We start from the raw sequence: 21,058 nt of genomic DNA on the forward strand, positions 1-21,058 counted from the left end.
ACTGTATGAAACTTATCTATTCCAGATAAAAAAAGTCCAGATAAAAAAAGGGCCATCGTTATTGATGGCCCTTGTTTTTTTATTAAGAAGATTTAAAACAGACTGTCGCCGTCGGCATCTTCGGTATAAAGATCGGTTCCACTGTCATCTGACACATACTCAGTGGGTTGGGTGCCAGCATCAAAGTATTCCCACATTGAAGAACTATCATTTTTCTTAGTGAGTAAGCCAGAGTTGACATCAATACGCACACGGATGATTCCCGGTGGCAGATCTAATGGTTGCTCTGGTACGCCTTTTAAGGCTACTTTCATAAAGTCTACCCACGCTGGTTGAGCGGTCGTACCGCCAGACTCACCACCATTGTATTGATCTTTACGGTCAAAGTTAGGGTTAGCTGCAGTATACCCTAAAGGTCGGTTTGCACCATCAAACCCAACCCATGTACTCGCCACAATGCCTGGGCCATAACCGTTATACCAAGTATCGACAGAATCGTTCGTTGTACCGGTTTTACCACCGATATCACGACGATCAAGTGCTTGGCCACGCCAGCCGGTACCATTCCAGCCGGTACCATTACTCCAATTACCGCCACCCCAAACATTGCTGTACATCATTTGGCGAACCAAGAATGCCGTTTGTGGAGAAATAACTTTTTCTGCATATTTTGGCGCTTCTTGTGTCCCTTTATCATCAATGGTGATTGGGTCGGAAGAACAATTGCTGGTACAAACGCGAGTTGGATTCGAACGGAACACCAAATCGCCATAAGGGTTATTGACGTGATCGATGTAGAAAGGTTCGACATAGTAACCACCGTTAGCAAATACCGAAATTCCTTGAGCCATTTTGATAGGCGTTAAACTGCCAGCGCCCAATGCAATCGTTTCAGAGCGAGGCAATTTATCTCGGTCAAAACCAAAGCGAGGAAGATAATCTAACATATCATCTAAACCGACACGGCGTAGAGTACGTACCGCCATGACGTTTTTAGATTGTGCTAAGCCTTGACGCAACATGGTTGGGCCTAGGTAAGTCGGTGGTGAGTTTTTCGGTCTCCATGCAGTGCCTTGGCCTTTATCCCACTGGTTGATGGGTGCATCGTTTATTAAGGTGGCTAAGGTTAAACCTTTATCCAATGCTGCTGAATAAATGAAAGGCTTAATACTGGAGCCAACTTGTCGATTGGCCATCGTTGCACGGTCAAATTTACTGTGTACAAAGTTAAAGCCACCGACTAACGACAATACTGCGCCATCTTCAGGGTTTAACGCGACAAAAGCGGTGTTCACAATGGGCACTTGGCTTAACTGCCAAGTCAGGTTTTCATGTGTATCCGCAGCATCTGCCGCTTCTGTACCTGCTTTGGTTAGTAAATTTTCAGTTTCTTCTTCCGCGGGTTTGTCTTCTAAGACACCCATAGGTCGAACCCAAATCTGGTGCCCTGCTTCTAATATGTCGGTCGCTTTCTTAGGGGCGAAACCTTGGCGTCGGTCATTGATATACTTACGAGCCCATTTGATTCCATCCCACTCAATGGTTTGCGTGCCACGGTTTTTAATATAAACCGTTGCTGAGCGTTGAGAAACACTGGTCACTAATGCCGGGCGGATTAAACCAAACGTTGGCTGTTTCTTCAGGTAGGCATCCATTTGCTCTTGTGTGAAGGCAGTATCCGTTGCTTTCCAAGCGACAGCTTCAGGTCCACGGTAGCCATGGCGTTCATCATAACGAAGTAAATTGCCGATAGCTGCTTCATTAGCTGCTTCTTGTAAGTTTGATTTGACGGTAGTGTAAATCTGCATGCCAGAGCTATATGCTTCTTCACCGTAGCGTTTTACGGCCCATGAACGCGCCAGTTCAGCAACATAAGGTGCATTCACTTCAATGACCGCGCCATGATATTCGCCATCAATCGGTTCAGCATCTGCCGCATCAAATTCTTCTTGAGTAATGTACTTTTCTTCAAGCATGCGAAGTAGCACGACATGACGACGTGTTTTCGCACGATCAATTGAATAGATAGGGTTCATGGTGGAAGGCGCTTTTGGCAGACCAGCAATGATCGCCATTTGCCCTAATGTCAGATCTTTAGGCTCTTTACCAAAGTAGGTTAAAGAGGCAGCCCCGACACCGTAAGAACGGTAGCCAAGATAAATTTTATTAAGGTATAACTCTAAAATCTCCTGCTTGTTCAGCACTTGTTCAATGTGCAACGCAATGAAGATTTCTTTAATTTTACGCATGATCTTTTTGTCATTCGACAAGAAGAAGTTACGTGCAAGTTGCTGAGTAATGGTACTCGCCCCTTGTTTGGCCGATCCGGAAATCGCAACCACAACCGCAGCACGTGCAATACCAATAGGGTCAATACCATAGTGTTGATAAAAACGGCTATCTTCGGTTGCAATGAAAGCTTCCTGCATTTTTAGAGGGATCTCATCCAACTTTAATGGGATGCGTCGTTTTTCACCAAACTGGGCAATTAATTTGCCATCTTGACTGAAAACCTGCATTGGGGTTTGCAGTTGTACGTCTTTCAATGTTGCGACATCTGGGAGCTGCGGTTTTAGGTAGTAATAGAACCCAAAAATCGTTGTCACTCCAAGAATCATGCAAATGAATGAAAAAATAAGCAATGGCTTTATGAACTTCACCGGATATTCCCTGATTGAATGAGGATGTGTCGATATAAACACCTGTACAGTAGGTGCATATATTAGCATACAGCTAAAAAATTGCGTTCTTAACTTTTGAGTTATTTAAATCAATTTGTTTATTAATCCAACCTTTTTAGAGTGATTATTCCTCTAGCTGGAGCCTTGTAATATGGGTAAATCTTTAGTCACAGGTATCGATATCGGTCACCACAGTATTAAAGCTGTGGTTATGAAACCCGCAGGAGAACTGTTTGAACTGGTCAGTTACACGGAAGTACCAGCAACAGGGGCTATTTTTTCAGAAAACCATACCTTCGATCATCAAGGCATTGTCAAAAAACTCAAAGAGTTGAAAAAACAATTACCCATGATGACTCGTAATGTCGTGCTTGCCGTTCCGGATAATGCCGTTATCAGTAAAGTATTGCACATCGATAGCGAACTTGATGACAGAGAAAAAGAATTTGCCATTCATCAAGTGTTTGGTCAGCAATCGCCATTTCCAGTGGAAGATCTCAGCCTAGATTATGTCAAGGTTGAACAAGAAACCTTAAAACGCTCTCCAACGGCGACCTATCAAGTTTATGCCACTCGAAAAGAAGTGATTGAAAGCCGTGTCGATGCGGTAAAAAAATCCGGATTTAAACCTTTGGTGATGGATATTCAAGCTCATGGCTTATTGCGAGTATGGCAATTGGCGGCGAAATTGGATGAGCCTAAGAAAAATTGGCTATTGGTTGATATCGGCTTAACGCAAACTTCGATTTGTATCATGCCGCAAGGTCGTCCTGCTTATTATAAAGATCTGCCTTTTGGTACTCAGTCGATGGAAGCCAATGCTCTGGCTTCTTCTGGTGTGAATGAGCCACAGTTAAATCCAGATCAAGACGTCACCCACACCATTAACGATCAATCCGATGAATTTGCGACCGATCTTGCTGAAAGATTAACGCGCCAAATTAGCTTGTATGGTTCGGTTAATCAGCAACAAAAAATTGAAGGCTTGTGGATCACTGGCGGTGGGGCGTGCTTGCTTGGTATTGATGAAATGTTGTCGCAACAACTTGCTTTACCGGTTGAAATCCTTGACCCACTGCAACTTCTTCAAGGTAAGTATAAAAAAAATAAAGACGGTTTGGAGGCGTGCACATTTAGTGTTGCCGCTGGTTTGGCAATACGTGGCCTTCAGTGGGAAAGGGGGGATCATGTTGCATGATATTAACCTGCTGCCGTGGCGGGAAGAAAAGCGAGCAGAATACAAACAACGTTTCTATGGAATGGTGGTTTTAGGCGTATTACTTGCTGTTGCGTTGCAATGGTTTGGGAGCTTGTACATAGACCATTTGAAATCCAAGCAACAAAGCCGCAACCAAGAGTTAAAAACTTATATTACTAAGCTTGATAAACAATTGGTTAATTTAAAAGAGATTGAAGCAAAACATAAATCCATTTTAACGCGCTTACAGTTGGTAGAGTCTCTGCAAAATGAGCGTAACAAGACTACTGACTTTATGAATTTGATGCCGGACTTAGTACCTGAAGGGGTGTATGTCGACAAAATTAAAATGAATGGTCGAGATATTGAAATGTCTGGGGTGAGCGATAGCACCTCACGCTTAGCAACCATGTTGGATAACTTTGAAAGTTCGCATTGGTTATCGGAAGTGGAAATGCATTCCATTATTTCAGGCAAAGTTTTATTTGGTAAGAAATTCCAGAGCTTCAAATTATCGTTTCGTTTTGCTCCGGCTGAAACGGATTTAGATGTGGAAACTGCGGCTAAGGGGGCTAAGTAATGGTCGACTTTCGAGATTTAGATTTTGATGACATGCCCGAGTGGCCGTTATTACCTCAATTGTTAGCAATTGGTGCGCTAATTCTAGTTCTTCAAGTGGTTGGGGTGTGGTTTTATCTGGTTCCGCAACATGATGAGCTGGAGCAAATCCGCCAACAAGAAGTTACGCTAAAAAGCTCTGTCCGTATTAAAGCCGCAAAAGTTGCCGCCTTGCCGCAACTGCAAGCGCAATTGGATGAGCTAAATACTCGTTATGAATACTTATTGAAACAATTGCCGGTGCAAAAAGAATTGGCAAGCATGTTGTCGTCTGTAAATGACTTGGGAATTAAAAGTGATTTGAATTTTACTCGTGTGGATTGGGGTGAGAAACAAGTACAAGAATTCTTATATCGATTACCTCTTAATATTGAGCTCACAGGGGCGTATGACAATATCGGACAGTTCTCAGAAGCGATTGCTAAGTTGCCTCGAATTATTAGTTTGCATGATGTCGATTTTCAACGTGTCAGTCAGGAAAGTAGCACGCTGCACTTTCGTGTAAGAGCTTACACCTATCAGTTTAAGCCGGAGGAAACCAAATGATAAAGCGCACTTGGATTCTTCTACCACTTAGCTTACTGGCAGGGTGTGAGAGCTCAGATGACTCGATTAAAACCTTTATCACTCAGGTTGAAAATCAATCCCGTAAAGACATTGCACAATTAGAACCGGAGCAACCGTTCGTGGCCACAATCTTCACAGCAAACCATGACCGTTCTCCATTTGTGCTGCCTGAAGTCGCCATAATTGCTAATCAGCCAAGGTTAAAGCAAAACTGTTGGCAGCCAGGGCAGCGCAGTAAAACCGGGCCACTTGAGAAATTCCCACTCGAGCAATTGAACTTGCGAGGGGTTATGGGAAGTAAAGGCAAGGTTTCTGGTTTAGTTCAAACACCGCAAGGTACCGTGTTAAAAGTTCAACAAGGTGAATACGTTGGCTTGAACAATGGCAAGGTAGCTGAAGTGACATCGCAATATATTTTGATAAAGGAAACCTTACCGGATGGTTTGGGGTGTTGGCAGCAGCGAAACGTTAAGTTAGCTCTGAAATAAAGCACAAACGTGAATATAATAATTGAGTATTAAATTATGCATAAAGGATTAACGCGTACAGGTTTGAGCCGCCCACTTGCTTTGATATCAAGCGGTATTATGGCTTGTTTATTATTAACTGGACAGACTGCGTTTGCTGCCACGACAACGACTGATTCCGTTCCAACTACAACTCAAAATGCATCTAAAAATGAGAGTTTTTCAAATGAATTCTTAGGGTTGGATTTTCGACTAAATAAAGAAAAAGAAGGGGTGATCATCGTTAAACTCTCCTCGTCGGCTTCAGCTGTTGATATCAAACAAAATAGCCAAGGCCTTAATATTGAGCTGATCAAAACGAAGGTGAGTGACGATAACTTATATGTGATCGACGTGAAGGATTTTTCTACCTCGGTGAGTACGGTTGAAGTTTTTCGTGACGATCAAAATACTCGCCTTCAAGCAGCGATAAGTGGCAAATTTACTTATGACTACCGCTTAAAAGGTAAATTATTAGAAATTACGATTACGGAAGTTAAACCCAAGGAAATCAGCAGCTCACCTAAACAAAAGAATGCTTTAGATGCTAAAAATAAGCTGATTTCAATTAACTTCCAAGATATTCCAGTTCGAAATGTCTTGCAGTTAATTGCTGATTATAATGGCTTTAACTTGGTCGTATCTGACTCGGTAACCGGTAATTTAACTTTGCGTTTGGATGATGTTCCTTGGCAACAAGTGCTTGATATTATTTTACAAGCAAAGGGGCTTGATAAGCGCGTTGAAGGTAACGTTGTGCTAGTAGCGCCAAAAGCCGAATTGGATGAGCAACAAAAAGTGCGCTTAGAGCAAGCTCGAATGGAAGAAGAGTTGGGCGATTTAAGTTCAGAGTTGTTGCAAATTAACTTTGCCAAAGCTTCAGACATTGCCATGATGATTGGCGGTGAAGGTGAAGTGAGCATGCTGACCAGTCGAGGTAATATTACCGTTGATGAACGTACGAACTCATTATTAATTCGCGATTTAGCGACAAACATCGAGATCATCAAAGGCATTGTTGAATCGTTAGATATTCCGGTTAAACAAGTGCAAATTGAAGCGCGTATCGTGACCGTTAACGAAGGGAATATGCAAGACCTTGGTATTCGTTGGGGAGTTGCTGAAACGAATGGATCTTTCTCCACCGCAGGTAGTATTGAAAGTACCGTGGTGCAAGGTGGGGCATCAACTGGAGATACTATCGGCATTGATGATTTCCTTAACGTGAACTTAGCCGCGACCAGTGCGAATGCCTCTAGCATTGCTTTCCAAGTGGCGAAATTAAGCTCAGGAACCTTATTGGATTTAGAACTTTCTGCGCTGCAAGCCGAGTCGAAAGCAGAAATCATTTCTAGCCCTCGTTTAATTACCACTAATAAACAACCGGCTTACATTGAACAAGGTAGTGAAATCCCTTATTTAGAAGCTTCTTCCAGTGGCGCTACATCGGTTAGCTTTAAAAAAGCGGTGCTAAGTTTAAAGGTAACGCCACAGATCACGCCTGATAACCGCTTGGTATTGGATTTGAGTGTTACTCAAGATAGACCGGGTGCCGTGGTGAAAACCGGCGATGGTGAAGCTGTGTCAATTGATACTCAGCGCATCGGCACTCAAGTGCTTGTGGATAATGGCGAAACGGTGGTTTTAGGTGGTATTTATCAGCATTCGGTACAAACCAGTGTGGATAAAGTGCCATTACTTGGCGATATTCCATATTTAGGCGCTTTGTTCCGTCGTAGCTATGAGAATCATGGTAAGAGTGAGCTGTTGATCTTCGTAACGCCTAAGGTGATCTTACAGTAAAAAATGGGCTTAGAGTGTCGCTTTGAATGTGCTTGAATATGCAGATTCTGAGATTAAATACATTCTAAGTGAAATTAAAGTTGCATTAGTGGCACCATACTTAGATAATTTCAGGTCTGATCACGAATTATCTGTGAGGAATTTGGTGCCACAATGATGTCTGACTTAGCCTGCGCTTGAATTTAAGTGTGAGTGTGAGAGCGATATCGGATGGCAATTTCATTAAATTAACGTTGAATTACTGCTAAACATGGCCGAAAAACGCAATATTTTTCTTGTTGGCCCAATGGGCGCCGGCAAAAGTACAATTGGTAGACATCTAGCTCAGCAGCTGCACATGGAGTTTTTAGATTCTGATACGGTTATTGAGCACAGAACTGGTGCTGACATCAGTTGGGTATTTGATGTTGAAGGTGAAGAAGGCTTCCGCGTTCGCGAAGAAGCTGTAATTGATGATTTAACCCAAGAACAAGGTATCGTACTGGCGACCGGTGGTGGCTCAGTAAAAAGCAAAGATAATCGCAATCGTTTATCAGCTCGCGGTGTTGTTGTGTATCTTGAAACGACGATTGAAAAGCAATTAGCACGTACGAATCGTGATAAAAAGCGTCCATTACTTCAAACGGATCAACCACGTGAAGTGTTAGAAGCTTTAGCACAAGAACGTAATCCGCTTTATGAAGAAATTGCCGATTATACGGTACGTACTGATGATCAAAGTGCAAAAGTTGTCGCTAATCTTATTGTTAAAATGCTAGAAGAAAACTAGCCTACAGCTTAGGAGACCCAAACCATGGAACGGATAAACGTGGATCTCGGTGAGCGCAGCTATCCTATCTCTATTGGCGCTGGATTATTAACTAATCCAGCGCTTTTCTCACATCTTAAAGCAAAACAAAAAGTGGTTGTGATTAGCAATGAAACGGTCGCACCGCTTTATGCTGATCGCCTCATCACTACATTGCAAGCACTTGAATGCCAAGTGGATTTGCTAACGCTACCGGATGGTGAGCAATACAAGAGCCTAGAAACCTTTAATACTATTATGAGCTATTTACTGGAAGGTAATTATAGCCGTGATGTGGTGTTAGTGGCTCTTGGTGGCGGTGTTATTGGGGATTTAGTTGGGTTTGCTGCCGCTTGCTATCAGCGTGGTGTCGATTTTATTCAAGTACCAACCACATTATTGTCTCAAGTTGACTCTTCTGTTGGGGGGAAAACAGCGGTAAATCATCCTTTAGGTAAAAATATGATTGGGGCTTTTTATCAGCCTAAATCTGTCATTATTGATACCGATTGCCTTGATACATTACCCGATCGAGAATTCGCAGCAGGGATGGCTGAAGTGATTAAATACGGCATTATTATTGATGCTGATTTCTTTACTTGGTTAGAAGAGAATGTGCAGAAGTTGGTTGAGTTGGATAATGCAACTTTATGCTATGCCATTGCGCGCTGTTGCCAAATTAAAGCGGATGTCGTCGCCGCAGATGAAAAAGAGTCGGGTGTTCGTGCATTGCTTAACTTAGGCCACACTTACGGGCATGCTATTGAAGCTGAAATGGGTTATGGCAACTGGTTACATGGTGAGGCGGTTGCTGCTGGAACAATGATGGCAGCCAAAACATCACTGTTACGAGGTTTGCTTACTCAACAACAAGTTGAACGTATACAAACTTTGTTAGTGAGAGCTCAATTGCCGATTCATACTCCTGAAACCATGAGCTATGATGATTTTATTAAGCATATGATGCGAGATAAAAAAGTCCTTGCTGGTCAATTACGCCTTATTTTACCAACCGGTATTGGAAGTGCGGAAGTGTTAGCGAATACCAGTGATGATATGATTGCTAAAGCGATTGAAGATTGTCGTCAATAAATGGCTTATTTCTTTGGATTTACTGACATAAGTAAATGTTTAGCATGATATTTTTAGCGTAATATGATGGTTTTTCTTTGTTAGGATAGGGGTGAAAATGAGTGTGATTCATGGTGCAGGATTGGTGCAATTAGAATCGCAAGCTGAAATACTAGAAGGCTTGCAGTTATTTACTCGTTTTCACTCTAATGTCATTTTGGTTGAAGGGGAGCCCGGTTCAGGTAAATCATGGATCGCGCAACGTTTCTTAGATACTGACAAAGAAATCCAAACTCTTTCTTTTCTTATTTGTTTACCCTCTCAATCTGTCGATCAACAACGCAGCGTGTTGATGAGCCAACTATTGTCTGACAGCTTTTGTATCGGCGAAGAAACACTTCTACAAAGCTTAGAAGCCTACCGAAAAGAACAAGAATGCAATGCTACGATTATTGTTGATGATGCAGAGTTATTAGCACCCAACCTATTACACGAACTGTGTGAATTAGTCGTGGCGGCTCAGCATCATCCACTTTGGCAAATTAATGTTATGGTGTTTGCTAAGCCAAACACTATTGATGAAGTTTTAGTTGAAGAAACATCAAATCTAGATATTAAATCTTTGGTTATTCAGCCTTTAACTAACGATGAAGCCAACCGCTTTCTTGAGCAATTGGTGATGCCGAATATTAGTTCGGCTAAAAAGCGTGATGAAATTTATCAAACTGCTAGTCGCATTGAAAATTGGCCATCCGATTTACTGGCGCTAGAAAACCATCAGAAATATCATGGTTCACCTTGGATTCGTTACCTGTTAATTGCGTTAATTGTTTTACTGATCACCATGGGCGCTTGGTCATGGTGGGCCAGTTATCAAGCTCGTATGCAAGATCAATTAGTCGATGATGTAACCTTACAACAATCTGAAGTACAAGCGGAAAACGCCAATCGTGACCTCCCTTTAAACACAGTGAGTGCTGCTGTGTCATCTGCAGTTTCAGCTGAAACGGATGGAAAGGATAAGAATGCATACGATGCTTCTAATTTACCCCAGTCGGTCACGGGGGATACCTTAACCGTTGGAGACTTATCAGCTTCTGATCAAAAACGCGTGGTAGTGCCTTCCAATGTAATCGATGCTTTAATGGATGGCGATGCGCCTAAAGATGCGAAAAAGGCAGTACCTTCAACTACAAATAAAGAGCCAGTAACCGGTGATAAACCTGAACCAGCAACTAAACTAAAATCAGCGATCAATTCGACATCAGGTTTAGTTTTAGCTAATCAAGAGCTTATGGATATTTCAGAACAACGTTATACGTTGCAACTTGGTGCGCTTACAGATGAGCAAAGCACAATACACTTTATCAAAACTCACAAGTTAGAAGATAAAGTACGAGTGTATAAAACGATCCGCAACCAAAAACCTTGGTATATTGTGACATATCAAGATTTCTCCTCCATAAAGGAAAGCCGTGAAGCCGGGCAAGAATTACCTTTAGAGTTGCAAAAAGAACTGCCATGGCCGAAATCAATGGCACAAGTGCATCAAGAGATTGAGCGTGTTCAATAACCTCTATTTAAGTCGTTTTAATATAGATTTTGAGTACAAAAGAACAAACACCCAGAGCTGAAATATGTTACATTCCTCAGCCCATCGAATCGTTAGATGGGTTGGTGAAAATAATTGTGTCGGTGAGTAGTAGAATTCATGAAGAAGCAGCGAGCTTTCCTCAAATGGGCAGGCGGTAAATACGGTTTAGTTGAAGATATTCAACGTCACCTACCTGAAGGTAGAAAGTTAGTGGAACCTTTTGTAGGCGCTGGCTCTGTCTTTTTGAATACCGATTATGACCAATATCTACTTGCAGATATCAACCCCGATCTGATCAACCTGTATAACTTACTAAAAGAGAAACCAGATCTCTTTATTAGTGAGGCCGAACGTTTTTTTACCCCTGAATATAATCGTAAAGAAGTTTATCTTGGCGTTCGTGCGGATTTTAATGCCACCGATGATATTCTTTTCCGATCATTAGCATTTTTATACATGAATCGCTTTGGTTTTAATGGCTTATGCCGTTACAACAAAAAAGGTGGTTTTAATGTGCCATTTGGTTCGTATAAAAAACCGTACTTTCCTGAAAAAGAAATGCTCAATTTCTCCGACAAAGCCAAGAAAGCCACGTTTGTCTGCGAAAGCTACCCGCAAACTTTTGCTCGGGCTCGTAAAGGATGTGTCGTGTATTGCGATCCTCCTTACGCACCATTAGCACAAGCCAGTAATTTTACCTCGTATGCGGGAAATGGCTTTTCGCTTGATGATCAAGCTGAACTAGCCAGCATCGCAGAGCACGCAGCGCAGCACCGAGATATCCCTGTTCTCATCTCAAATCATGATACCGCGTTAACTCGCCGCTTGTATAAAGGCGCACAGTTAAATGTAGTAAAAGTGAAACGTACCATTAGTCGTAATGGTGCGGGTCGAAATAAAGTCGATGAGTTGCTTGCGCTGTTTGATGCTAAGCGTGACTAAGGGCTAGGAACTTCCCCTCTTTATCCATTCTTATTTGTATATAATCGTTTGCTTGGGTAAACTTGCGCCCAATTTCGCTCAATTGATTTAGGCCATACTTGGAGTTCGCCATGAAAGACTTTTTGATTGCACCATCGATTTTATCTGCTGATTTTGCTCGTTTAGGCGAAGATGTTGAAAAAGTACTCGCTGCTGGTGCAGACGTGGTTCACTTTGATGTCATGGACAACCATTACGTGCCTAACCTGACCTTTGGTGCGCCAATTTGTAAAGCCTTACGTGATTACGGCATTACTGCGCCAATCGATGTGCATCTTATGGTGAAACCGGTGGATGCGATTGTGCCTGAGTTTGCTAAAGCAGGCGCAACTATGATCACTTTCCATGTGGAAGCCACTGAGCACTTAGATCGCACTTTGCAGCTCATCAAAGAAAATGGCTGCCAAGCGGGTGTGGTCTTTAACCCTGCAACGCCACTTCATCACCTTGATTACATCATGGACAAAATCGATATGATTTTACTGATGTCTGTAAACCCTGGTTTTGGCGGTCAATCGTTCATTCCGGCTACTTTAGACAAACTGCGTGAAGTACGTAAACGTATTGATGAAAGTGGTTATGATATCCGTCTTGAAATTGATGGCGGCGTAAAAGTAGAAAACATCCGTGAAATTGCAGAAGCAGGCGCGGACATGTTTGTGGCCGGTTCAGCGATTTTCAATCAACCCGATTACAAAGAAGTGGTTGATCAAATGCGCGCAGAATTAGCAAAAGTAAAATAATCAGAAAATTAATCAAAGGGGCTAATCGCCTTTTGGGATTTGATTTGTCATGAAGGAGAGGCTTGAGATACACTCAAGCCTCTTTTTTATTAATCGTACCCGCATTAGCAATCTTGCAGTAAGACGAGTACAAATGGATTGGGTTATGGCATTACAAGACATTCAATTAATTGCATTCGATTTAGATGGCACCTTATTAGATAGCGTTCCAGATTTAGCCGTGGCGGCAGATCAAACAGTACAAAGTTTAGGTTTTCCTTCAGTCAGTGAAGAAGAAGTACGTGACTGGGTGGGGAATGGCGCTGATATTTTAATTGGCCGTGCGTTAAGCCGTAATATTGTTGTCGATCAAGCGTTAGATACTGATGTTTGGAAAGAAGCTCGAATTCGTTTTGATGATTTTTACCAGCAAGGTGGCCATAAATTAAGCCATTTATACGCTAACGTGACAGATACGTTGAAGGCTTTGCATGGTTCAGGTTTCAAATTAGCTCTTGTAACGAATAAGCCATCCAAGTTTGTACCAGACGTTTTAGCTCAGCATGGTATTGCGGATTTATTTGTTGATGTGATTGGCGGTGATACTTTTGAACAAAAGAAACCGGATCCAATGGCATTAAACTGGCTATTAAACAAACACCAAGTGACGCCAGAGCAGATGTTAATGGTGGGCGATTCAAAAAATGATATTTTAGCGGCGAAAAATGCAGGCTGTCATTCGTTTGCATTAACCTATGGCTACAACCACGGCGAGCCAATTTCAGATTCAGCGCCGGACTTTGTCGCGGATAATATTGCTGAGATGTTGGATGTGTTAGCCGTTTCTCAATAAATCGATTGAAAGCAAACATTAGCCGGATAAAACGCTAGTCAAACCGGTCTAGATCAGTAAACTGAAATGCCTGCTATTTTTGCACTTTAAGCAAAGAGAGCAGGCATTAATTTTAATTTGACCCATAAAGGGCATGATAAGGAAAAGAAGCATGAGCAAACCCATCGTATTAAGTGGTGTTCAACCATCAGGTGAACTGAGTATTGGTAACTACTTGGGTGCTCTACGTCAATGGCAACAAATGCAAGATGATTACGACTGCCAATATTGTGTGGTAGATTTACACGCAATTACTGTACGTCAAGATCCAAAAGCTTTGCATGAAGCAACGTTAGATGCCTTAGCTATTTGTCTTGCAGTTGGTGTTGACCCTAAGAAGAGCACGTTATTTGTCCAGTCACACGTACCGGAACATGCTCAACTTGGTTGGCTTCTTAACTGTTACACCCAAATGGGTGAATTAAATCGTATGACGCAATTTAAAGATAAATCGCAGCGTTATGCTAATGATGTCAACGCGGGCTTATTTGCTTACCCAGTATTGATGGCTGCCGATATTTTGCTTTATGGTGCACATCAAGTACCGGTAGGTAACGATCAAAAGCAGCATTTAGAATTAGCGCGTGATATTGCTAACCGTTTTAATAACGTTTACAGCCCTGAATCGCCAATCTTCCAAATTCCAGAACCGTTTATTCCAACCGTGAATGCGCGTGTCATGAGCTTGCAAGATGCGACTAAGAAAATGTCGAAGTCAGACGATAACCGCAAAAACGTGATCACCTTATTGGAAGATCCAAAATCGATTTTGAAAAAAATCAACAAAGCGCAAACCGATGCTGAGATGCCGCCGCGTATTGCGCACGATGTGGCAAACAAAGCCGGTATTTCTAACTTAATGGGTCTGTATTCGGCAGCGACCGGTATGAGCTTTGAAGAGATTGAAGCAAAATACCAAGGCGTTGAAATGTATGGTCCATTTAAGAAAGATGTTGGTGAAGCTTTGGTTGCCATGTTGGAACCTATTCAAGCGGAATATCATCGTATTCGTGCTGACCAAGCGTATATGAATGAGGTGATGAAAGTGGGCGCAGAGAAAGCATCAGAGAAAGCCTCTGTAATGCTAAAGCAAGCGTATCAAGCGGTAGGCTTTGTTAGCCGTGCTTCTTGGTTATAACGTTCATATTGAAGCGATAACCCCATAGCATTCATATTTAATGACTATCTATTTAAACCGTCAGACGTTAAAATCTGGCGGTTTTTATATGCCCAGAGATAAGCTGAATGTTATTGATCATCGACAATTACGACTCGTTTACTTATAACCTCTACCAATACTTTTGTGAGTTAGGTTGTGAGGTTAAAGTGGTGCGTAATGATGAAATTGATATTGCGGGTATTGAAACATTAAATCCCTCTCACTTAGTGATTTCCCCCGGCCCATGCACCCCAAATGAAGCGGGTATTTCATTAGCCGCAATCGAGCACTTTGCTGGCAAGTTACCGATTCTTGGCGTGTGTCTTGGCCATCAAGCGATAGCTCAAGTGTTTGGTGGGAAAGTGGTGCGAGCCAAAAAGGTGATGCATGGTAAAACCTCGCCAATCATGCACACCGGAAAGAGCGTTTTCCAAGGCTTGAATAATCCCCTTACGGTTACTCGATACCATTCATTAGTGGTGCAAACTGACAGTCTACCTGATTGCTTTGAGCTTACTGCATGGACAACATTACCCAATGGTGACATGGATGAAATTATGGGTTATCAGCATAAATCTTTGGCGATTGATGCGGTGCAATTTCATCCTGAATCGATCAAGACGGAACAAGGCCACCAAATTTTAAAGAATTTTTTGAAACGTGAAGTTTAACGGTAAAAGTTACGGAAACGTTAATTCATCCACAACCTTGAAAATTACATTTTCCCCTTGGTAAAAGATCCTCTATCCTTATCTCATAGCACAAAGTCAATGAATTTTTATTTTCATTTAACGTGCAATTTTGACTAAATATTTAATTTTAGTGAATTTAAAATCATTGAATAACTGTGGTGACTTATATAAATTAAGTGCATGGTTATAAAATAAACAAGGATTAGGGATGTCAGTGAATACGCAAGTACAAAGAAGTTTGTTTGACGAAGTCATGGTGCCTTGCTACAGCCCAATGGAGATGATTCCAGTGCGCGGTCAAGGTTCTGTTATTTGGGATCAAGAGGGTAAAGAGTATATCGATTTTGCTGGTGGTATCGCAGTGAGTTGTTTAGGTCATTGTCACCCTGTGATGGTAGAAGCGTTAACCGAACAAGCTCATAAAATTTGGCATTTAAGTAATGTGATGACCAATGAGCCAGCGTTACGTCTTGCTAAAAAACTGACAGAAGTGAGCTTTGCTGAAAAAGTCTTTTTTGCGAACTCTGGTGCTGAAGCGAATGAAGCGGCATTGAAACTTGCGCGTCGTTGGGCAAAAGAAACTCATGGTGAAGAAAAAACCGAGATCATTGCCTTTATTCAAGGCTTCCATGGTCGTACTTTCTTTACTGTGACGGTCGGTGGACAACCCGCTTATTCTGATGGGTTTGGACCAAAACCAGGAGACATTACCCATTTGCCTTATAACGATATCGAAGCCTTAAAGGCGCACATCTCAGATAAGACCTGTGCTGTGATGATGGAGCCATTGCAAGGTGAAGGCGGGGTTTTATCACCAACCAATGAATTTGCTCAAGCAGTGCGAGATCTTTGCGATCAACACAACGCGCTATTGATCTTCGATGAAGTGCAGACTGGTAATGGTCGTACGGGTGAGTTTTATGCTTACCAAGGTTTGGGTGTTACGCCTGATATTCTTTCAACCGCAAAATCCTTAGGTGGTGGCTTTCCAATTGGCGCAATGCTAACCACCACTGAGCTTGCACAACACATGAAAGTTGGTGTGCATGGTTCAACTTATGGTGGTAATCCACTTGCTTGCGCAGTGGCGGATGCGGTGGTGAATTACATTAGCCAACCGGCCATTCTTGCAGGCGTAAAAGAAAGAGAAGCTTGGCTGAAAGAAGGGTTAGCAGCACTTAATGATAAATATAATATTTTTGCTGATATTCGCGGCAAAGGTTTATTAATTGGGGCTGAACTGAACCAAGAATGGCAAGGCCGAGCTCGTGATATTTTAGTCGCTTCAGGCAACAATGGTTTACTGCTGTTAGTGGCAGGTGCCAATGTGGTGCGTTTCACACCGTCGCTAGTGATTACTAAAAATGAGATCGATCAGGGCTTAGCTAAGCTCGATCAAGCGATTGCCTCTCTTCTATAATGACAATAGTGGGTCATTATATTAAAAACAATTGAAGCGCCAAGTCCGTTTTGCCTTGGCTATACACCTAAGTAATTTACTTTTAATGTTACTTAGGTGACTTCACTCTATTATAAAAATAAGAGCAACCACGATGTTGCTCATACTCCTCAATTAAGAGGGAGGCGTCATGTTAGTAATTCGTCCAATTCAACGATCTGATTACGATGCACTTTACCAATGCGCAGAAGCATCCGGCCATGGCTTTACGTCATTACCGGTCAACCAAGAACTGTTAACCAAACGTATTGAAGCTTCCGTTGACAGTTTTTTAAAGCACACCGAACAGCCTGATAATGAAAGCTACTTAATGGTGGCGGTCGATACCGAGACCAATCAAGTTGTCGGGACAACCGCCATTGAATCTTCTATTGGTTGGGAAGTGCCTTCTTACAGTTACCACATCAGTAAGGTCGTCCACAGCTCCAATAAATTAAACGTTCGCAATGAAGTTCAAGTATTAACACTGGGCAATAACTACACCGGTTGCAGTGAAATTTGTACGTTATTTTTATTGCCTGATTATCGTGTTGGACTCAATGGTCGCTTGATGTCTAAATGCCGTTTTTTAATGATGGCGCAATTTCCGCAGCGTTTTTCTCAAACCGTGATCGCAGAAATGCGAGGGGTGAGTGATGACGATGGGAATTCACCGTTTTGGCAATGGCTACAGCAACATTTTTTCTCTATAGATTTCACCTTAGCCGATTACTTAACTGGTACGGGTAATAAAGGTTTTATTGCCGATCTCATGCCTAAATTGCCAATTTACGTCAATTTATTAAGCCCTGAAGCTCAAGCGGTGATTGGCAAAGTTCATAAATACACCGCACCTGCGCTGAGGTTACTTGAGAAAGAAGGCTTTGCTTGTCGAGGTTATGTCGATATTTTTGATGCAGGGCCAACGGTTGAATGCGATCGTGACCATATTAAATCGATTCAGCAATCTTTTGTGGCAAAGGTTGAGATTCGCCAGCATTCCTCTTCACACACCTATTTGATGTCCAATACTAAATTAAGTGAGTTTCGGGCATTAATGGCTAAAGTCGCTTATGACTCAGAACAAAATACCGCCTTTATTCACCCTGAAGTAGCCAAACATTTATTGGTAGAAAATGGTGATTTAGTACGTTTGTTATTGAATTGACGCGGATGAGTGAGAGACGCGCTTTGTCAGTTTTCTATTAAAAAATCGTGTGTTTGAGGCTGATTATAGCGGTTGAACTATAGTCAAAGTAATGATTATAAAGGCTTGTTAACTAAGCAAGCCAAATTGGAGAGAACATCATGTCTAATGTAGAAGATCTTTTTGAGCACCTTTGGCAAGATTACACCGAGCGTTTGTGCCCATCTGCAATTAAAGTGCAGAAGTTGTTGAGCCAAAAAAGCGATAAATTGATGAATGACCATATTGCGCTGCGTACTTTTTCAGGCGCTAAATTAGGTTTGAATCAATTGGCAAAACATTTCCAAGCACTGGGCTATGAACAGGCTGGTGAGTATCATTTTGAAGTGAAAAAGCTCTATGCACATCATTATCAGCATCCTGATCCTAATTACCCGAAAGTATTTATTAGCGAGTTATGTTTGCCTAAATGTTCTGACGAATTAAACCAAATCGTCGAATCTTTGGTGCATGATTTGCCCCAACAATACACCGATAATCAGGCATTTTTATATCAAGGTCGTCCTTGGCGTATTACTAAAGAGCAATATCAAACGTTAGCGCAAGAAAGTGAATACGCAGCATGGGTTGCAGCACATGGTTTTGGTGCTAATCACTTTACCGTGAGCGTTAATCACTTAGCAGGCTTTATGGATGTGAAACAGGTGAACGATTTCTTAGTGTGGCATAACTTTGAAATGAATCAGTCTGGTGGTGATGTTAAAGGCAGTGAAGAGGTGGGTTTACAGCAATCTTCGACACTCGCTGATAAAGTGCCGGTTGAGTTTAGCGATGGTGAGCTATTCATTCCTGGTGGGTTCTACGAGTTTGCGAAACGTTTTGCTGTGGAAGACAGCGGCGAGTTGTACCAAGGGTTTGTTACCGCATCCGCGGATAAGATCTTTGAAAGTACGAACATGTAGATAGTGGAACTTACAGGGGGTATTTAGAAGAGGTTATTTAGGTGTTTGCTTCTCGTGACTGTAAAAGTGTATTTTAAGTCACGAGAAATGAGTCGCTTATTAGCCGTATTTAATTACGAGAACGACGTACTTTTAGAGTATGAGGCATGACTCGAATGCGCTTCATAATACTTGCCAAATGCACACGATCTTTCGTAGTGAGCAATAGGGAGATGGTATATAAACGGCCATCTCGCTCTTCAGTGGCAATACCATGAATATTCGATCCAGTTGATGCGACTACGTTGGTTAAATCAGCCAGAGCACCTTGACGGTTTTGCATATCCACTTTCAATTCGGTAATGAATTCTTGGTCAAAATCTTTTGACCATTCTACCGCCATATAGCGTTCAGGTTCTTTTTGGTAACCACGAATATTTGGACAGGTTTCACGGTGAACCACTAAGCCACGGCCGGGTGAAACGTGAGCAATAATGTGATCACCCGGAATTGGGTGACAACATTTCGCGTAAGTCAGCAATATACCTTCTGCGCCACGAATCGGTAGTTTCTTCTTAGAAGAGGAAGAGTGATCATCTGGCGAATCCATTTCAGTTAACTCATCAGCGTCACCAAGTAATCGACGAGCGATCACAATACTCATTAACTCGCCTAATCCAATGGCGGCCAACAGTTCATCTATCGATTTCAGTTTAAGATCAGAAAGCACATGTTGAATATTTTCTTGGCTAATATCACTAATCGATTGTTCACCAAGAGCGTGGTTCAGCAAGCGTCGGCCTAGGGCAACAGATTCTTCACGGCGCATTGTTTTCAGTACTTGGCGGATCTTAGTACGAGCGCGCGAAGTGACCACATAGTTGAGCCATGCTGCGTTTGGACGAGCACCCGGCGCACTGATAATTTCAATGGTTTGGCCATTTTTCAGTGACTTGCTTAATGGGTATGGATTGCGATCAACGCGCGAACCGACACAGGTATTGCCTACGTCGGTATGCACCGCATAAGCAAAATCAACCGCGGTTGCGCCAGCTGGCAATTCAATAATGCGGCCTTTCGGAGTGAAGACGAAAATCTCATCAGGGAAGAGATCCGATTTAACGTTTTCAATAAACTCAAATGAGTTACCCGCACTTTGCTGCAATTCAAGTAGGCTTTGCATCCAGCGTTGCGCTTTAATTTGTGCCGTTGTGCCAGAGCTTTCACCGTGGGCTTTATAAGACCAGTGAGCCGCGACACCTTTGTCTGCCATTTGATCCATATCTTCAGTACGGATCTGCACTTCAACGGGGACGCCATGAGGGCCGACCATTGACGTATGTAATGATTGATAACCGTTCGCTTTCGGTACCGCAATATAATCTTTCATGCGGCTAGGGCGAGGTTTATACAAGTTGTGTACTTGACCAAGCACTCGGTAACAAGTGTCTGGTGTATCTACGATTACGCGAAAAGCATAGATATCCATAATGGTATGGAAACGTTGCTCTTTAGAGCGCATCTTGTTGTAGATGGAATAAAGATTTTTCTCGCGACCTAATACTCGAACTTTCAGACCTACATCGAGCAGTCGGCCTTCAATTTCACTGTGAATTCGCTGAATCATTTCTTTACGGTTACCACGAGCCGCTTTCACGACTTCTTTGAGAACACGATAACGATTCGGGTACAGGGCTTCAAAACCAAGCTCTTCGAGTTCAGTTTTAATGTTGTGTATACCTAAGCGGTGAGCAAGAGGGGAGAAAATCTCAAGCGTCTCACGTGCGATACGGCGACGCTTGTCTGGGCGTAATGCGCCAAGAGTGCGCATGTTGTGAGTACGGTCGGCAAGCTTAATTAATATCACGCGAATGTCTTGCACCATGGCTAAGATCATTTTGCGGAAGTTTTCAGCTTGAGCTTCTTTACGATCGCGGAATTTGAGTTTATCAAGTTTAGACACGCCATCGACCAATTCAGCAACGGTTTCGCCAAATTGATTCGCTAGGTCTTCTTTGGTGACCTCGGTATCTTCAATTACATCATGCAATAACGCGGCCATTAAGGTTTCGTTATCTAAATGCATTTCCGCCAGAATACGGGCAACCGCAACGGGGTGAATGATATAAGGTTCGCCACTTGATCGGCTTTGTCCTTCGTGGGCATCTCTTGCAACCACAAAGGCTTCACTCAGAGTCTCAAGTTGAGACTCTGGTAAATATTCTTGGGCTACAGCCTTTAAACTCTCAAATAAGTACAAT

The 21,058-nt window shown here is 42.4% G+C and carries 18 protein-coding genes; 16 read left to right on the forward strand and 2 right to left on the reverse strand.

Going from position 1 to position 21,058, the window contains the following annotated elements; genetic code table 11:
* Positions 1-92: 92 nt before the first annotated feature.
* Positions 93-2,660 (reverse strand): penicillin-binding protein 1A, encoded by a 2,568-nt coding sequence (locus A1QC_RS00890; protein WP_017025386.1) that lies wholly within the window; start codon positions 2,658-2,660, stop codon positions 93-95.
* Between the two features lie 172 nt (positions 2,661-2,832).
* Here A1QC_RS00890 and pilM point away from each other — a divergent pair, with 172 nt between their 5' ends.
* The 16 genes from pilM (at position 2,833) to A1QC_RS00970 (ending at position 18,818) form a co-directional block, all read left to right on the forward strand.
* Positions 2,833-3,879, forward strand: a complete 1,047-nt coding sequence (gene pilM / locus A1QC_RS00895) for a type IV pilus assembly protein PilM (RefSeq protein ID WP_017025387.1) — start codon at positions 2,833-2,835, stop codon at positions 3,877-3,879.
* A complete protein-coding gene (locus A1QC_RS00900) occupies positions 3,869-4,459 on the forward strand; it encodes a PilN domain-containing protein (RefSeq protein WP_017025388.1) in 591 nt (196 codons plus the stop codon). The genes pilM and A1QC_RS00900 overlap by 11 nt, the downstream gene beginning before the upstream one ends.
* Positions 4,459-5,043, forward strand: a complete 585-nt coding sequence (locus tag A1QC_RS00905; RefSeq protein WP_017025389.1) for a type 4a pilus biogenesis protein PilO — start codon at positions 4,459-4,461, stop codon at positions 5,041-5,043. Before A1QC_RS00900 ends, A1QC_RS00905 begins: the two co-directional genes overlap by 1 nt.
* On the forward strand, positions 5,040-5,552 hold the full coding sequence (locus A1QC_RS00910; protein ID WP_017025390.1) for a pilus assembly protein PilP: 513 nt from the start codon (positions 5,040-5,042) through the stop codon (positions 5,550-5,552). Before A1QC_RS00905 ends, A1QC_RS00910 begins: the two co-directional genes overlap by 4 nt.
* A gap of 36 nt (positions 5,553-5,588) precedes the next feature.
* The gene (locus tag A1QC_RS00915; protein WP_017025391.1) at positions 5,589-7,373 is read left to right on the forward strand and encodes a type IV pilus secretin PilQ; all 1,785 of its coding nucleotides are present in this window, start codon (positions 5,589-5,591) and stop codon (positions 7,371-7,373) included.
* A 250-nt stretch (positions 7,374-7,623) separates the two neighbouring features.
* Positions 7,624-8,142, forward strand: coding sequence for a shikimate kinase AroK (gene aroK, locus A1QC_RS00920; RefSeq protein ID WP_017025392.1), 519 nt, complete (start codon positions 7,624-7,626; stop codon positions 8,140-8,142).
* Positions 8,143-8,166: 24 nt separating this feature from the next.
* A complete protein-coding gene (gene aroB / locus A1QC_RS00925; RefSeq protein ID WP_017025393.1) occupies positions 8,167-9,252 on the forward strand; it encodes a 3-dehydroquinate synthase in 1,086 nt (361 codons plus the stop codon).
* A gap of 97 nt (positions 9,253-9,349) precedes the next feature.
* Complete coding sequence (locus A1QC_RS00930; protein WP_017025394.1) at positions 9,350-10,804, forward strand: AAA family ATPase; 1,455 nt, start codon at positions 9,350-9,352, stop codon at positions 10,802-10,804.
* Positions 10,805-10,942: 138 nt separating this feature from the next.
* On the forward strand, positions 10,943-11,767 hold the full coding sequence (locus A1QC_RS00935) for a Dam family site-specific DNA-(adenine-N6)-methyltransferase (RefSeq protein WP_017025395.1): 825 nt from the start codon (positions 10,943-10,945) through the stop codon (positions 11,765-11,767).
* Between the two features lie 110 nt (positions 11,768-11,877).
* Complete coding sequence (rpe, locus tag A1QC_RS00940) at positions 11,878-12,549, forward strand: ribulose-phosphate 3-epimerase (protein WP_017025397.1); 672 nt, start codon at positions 11,878-11,880, stop codon at positions 12,547-12,549.
* A gap of 145 nt (positions 12,550-12,694) precedes the next feature.
* Positions 12,695-13,381, forward strand: a complete 687-nt coding sequence (locus A1QC_RS00945; protein WP_017025398.1) for a phosphoglycolate phosphatase — start codon at positions 12,695-12,697, stop codon at positions 13,379-13,381.
* A gap of 151 nt (positions 13,382-13,532) precedes the next feature.
* Positions 13,533-14,558, forward strand: coding sequence for a tryptophan--tRNA ligase (trpS, locus tag A1QC_RS00950; protein WP_017025399.1), 1,026 nt, complete (start codon positions 13,533-13,535; stop codon positions 14,556-14,558).
* A 107-nt stretch (positions 14,559-14,665) separates the two neighbouring features.
* Positions 14,666-15,250, forward strand: coding sequence for an aminodeoxychorismate/anthranilate synthase component II (locus A1QC_RS00955; protein ID WP_017025400.1), 585 nt, complete (start codon positions 14,666-14,668; stop codon positions 15,248-15,250).
* 229 nt (positions 15,251-15,479) lie between these two features.
* A complete protein-coding gene (locus A1QC_RS00960) occupies positions 15,480-16,691 on the forward strand; it encodes an aspartate aminotransferase family protein (RefSeq protein WP_017025401.1) in 1,212 nt (403 codons plus the stop codon).
* A 169-nt stretch (positions 16,692-16,860) separates the two neighbouring features.
* On the forward strand, positions 16,861-17,877 hold the full coding sequence (astA, locus tag A1QC_RS00965; RefSeq protein WP_017025402.1) for an arginine N-succinyltransferase: 1,017 nt from the start codon (positions 16,861-16,863) through the stop codon (positions 17,875-17,877).
* Positions 17,878-18,017: 140 nt separating this feature from the next.
* The gene (locus A1QC_RS00970; RefSeq protein ID WP_017025403.1) at positions 18,018-18,818 is read left to right on the forward strand and encodes a DUF1338 domain-containing protein; all 801 of its coding nucleotides are present in this window, start codon (positions 18,018-18,020) and stop codon (positions 18,816-18,818) included.
* 109 nt (positions 18,819-18,927) lie between these two features.
* Here A1QC_RS00970 and spoT read toward each other — a convergent pair whose 3' ends face one another.
* Positions 18,928-21,057, reverse strand: coding sequence for a bifunctional GTP diphosphokinase/guanosine-3',5'-bis pyrophosphate 3'-pyrophosphohydrolase (spoT, locus tag A1QC_RS00975; RefSeq protein WP_017025404.1), 2,130 nt, complete (start codon positions 21,055-21,057; stop codon positions 18,928-18,930).
* Position 21,058 lies beyond the last annotated feature (1 nt).

Source organism: Vibrio rumoiensis 1S-45 (genome assembly GCF_000286955.2).
In the GTDB taxonomy this organism is placed as follows: Bacteria; Pseudomonadota; Gammaproteobacteria; order Enterobacterales; family Vibrionaceae; genus Vibrio; species Vibrio rumoiensis_A.

Coding starts and splice junctions, on each gene's coding strand:
- pilM (WP_017025387.1), top strand. CDS start 2,833: ATGGGTAAATCTTTAGTCACAGGTATCGATATCGGTCACCACAGTATT.
- A1QC_RS00900 (WP_017025388.1), top strand. CDS start 3,869: ATGTTGCATGATATTAACCTGCTGCCGTGGCGGGAAGAAAAGCGAGCA.
- A1QC_RS00905 (WP_017025389.1), top strand. CDS start 4,459: ATGGTCGACTTTCGAGATTTAGATTTTGATGACATGCCCGAGTGGCCG.
- A1QC_RS00910 (WP_017025390.1), top strand. CDS start 5,040: ATGATAAAGCGCACTTGGATTCTTCTACCACTTAGCTTACTGGCAGGG.
- A1QC_RS00915 (WP_017025391.1), top strand. CDS start 5,589: ATGCATAAAGGATTAACGCGTACAGGTTTGAGCCGCCCACTTGCTTTG.
- aroK (WP_017025392.1), top strand. CDS start 7,624: ATGGCCGAAAAACGCAATATTTTTCTTGTTGGCCCAATGGGCGCCGGC.
- aroB (WP_017025393.1), top strand. CDS start 8,167: ATGGAACGGATAAACGTGGATCTCGGTGAGCGCAGCTATCCTATCTCT.
- A1QC_RS00930 (WP_017025394.1), top strand. CDS start 9,350: ATGAGTGTGATTCATGGTGCAGGATTGGTGCAATTAGAATCGCAAGCT.
- A1QC_RS00935 (WP_017025395.1), top strand. CDS start 10,943: ATGAAGAAGCAGCGAGCTTTCCTCAAATGGGCAGGCGGTAAATACGGT.
- rpe (WP_017025397.1), top strand. CDS start 11,878: ATGAAAGACTTTTTGATTGCACCATCGATTTTATCTGCTGATTTTGCT.
- A1QC_RS00945 (WP_017025398.1), top strand. CDS start 12,695: ATGGCATTACAAGACATTCAATTAATTGCATTCGATTTAGATGGCACC.
- trpS (WP_017025399.1), top strand. CDS start 13,533: ATGAGCAAACCCATCGTATTAAGTGGTGTTCAACCATCAGGTGAACTG.
- A1QC_RS00955 (WP_017025400.1), top strand. CDS start 14,666: ATGTTATTGATCATCGACAATTACGACTCGTTTACTTATAACCTCTAC.
- A1QC_RS00960 (WP_017025401.1), top strand. CDS start 15,480: ATGTCAGTGAATACGCAAGTACAAAGAAGTTTGTTTGACGAAGTCATG.
- astA (WP_017025402.1), top strand. CDS start 16,861: ATGTTAGTAATTCGTCCAATTCAACGATCTGATTACGATGCACTTTAC.
- A1QC_RS00970 (WP_017025403.1), top strand. CDS start 18,018: ATGTCTAATGTAGAAGATCTTTTTGAGCACCTTTGGCAAGATTACACC.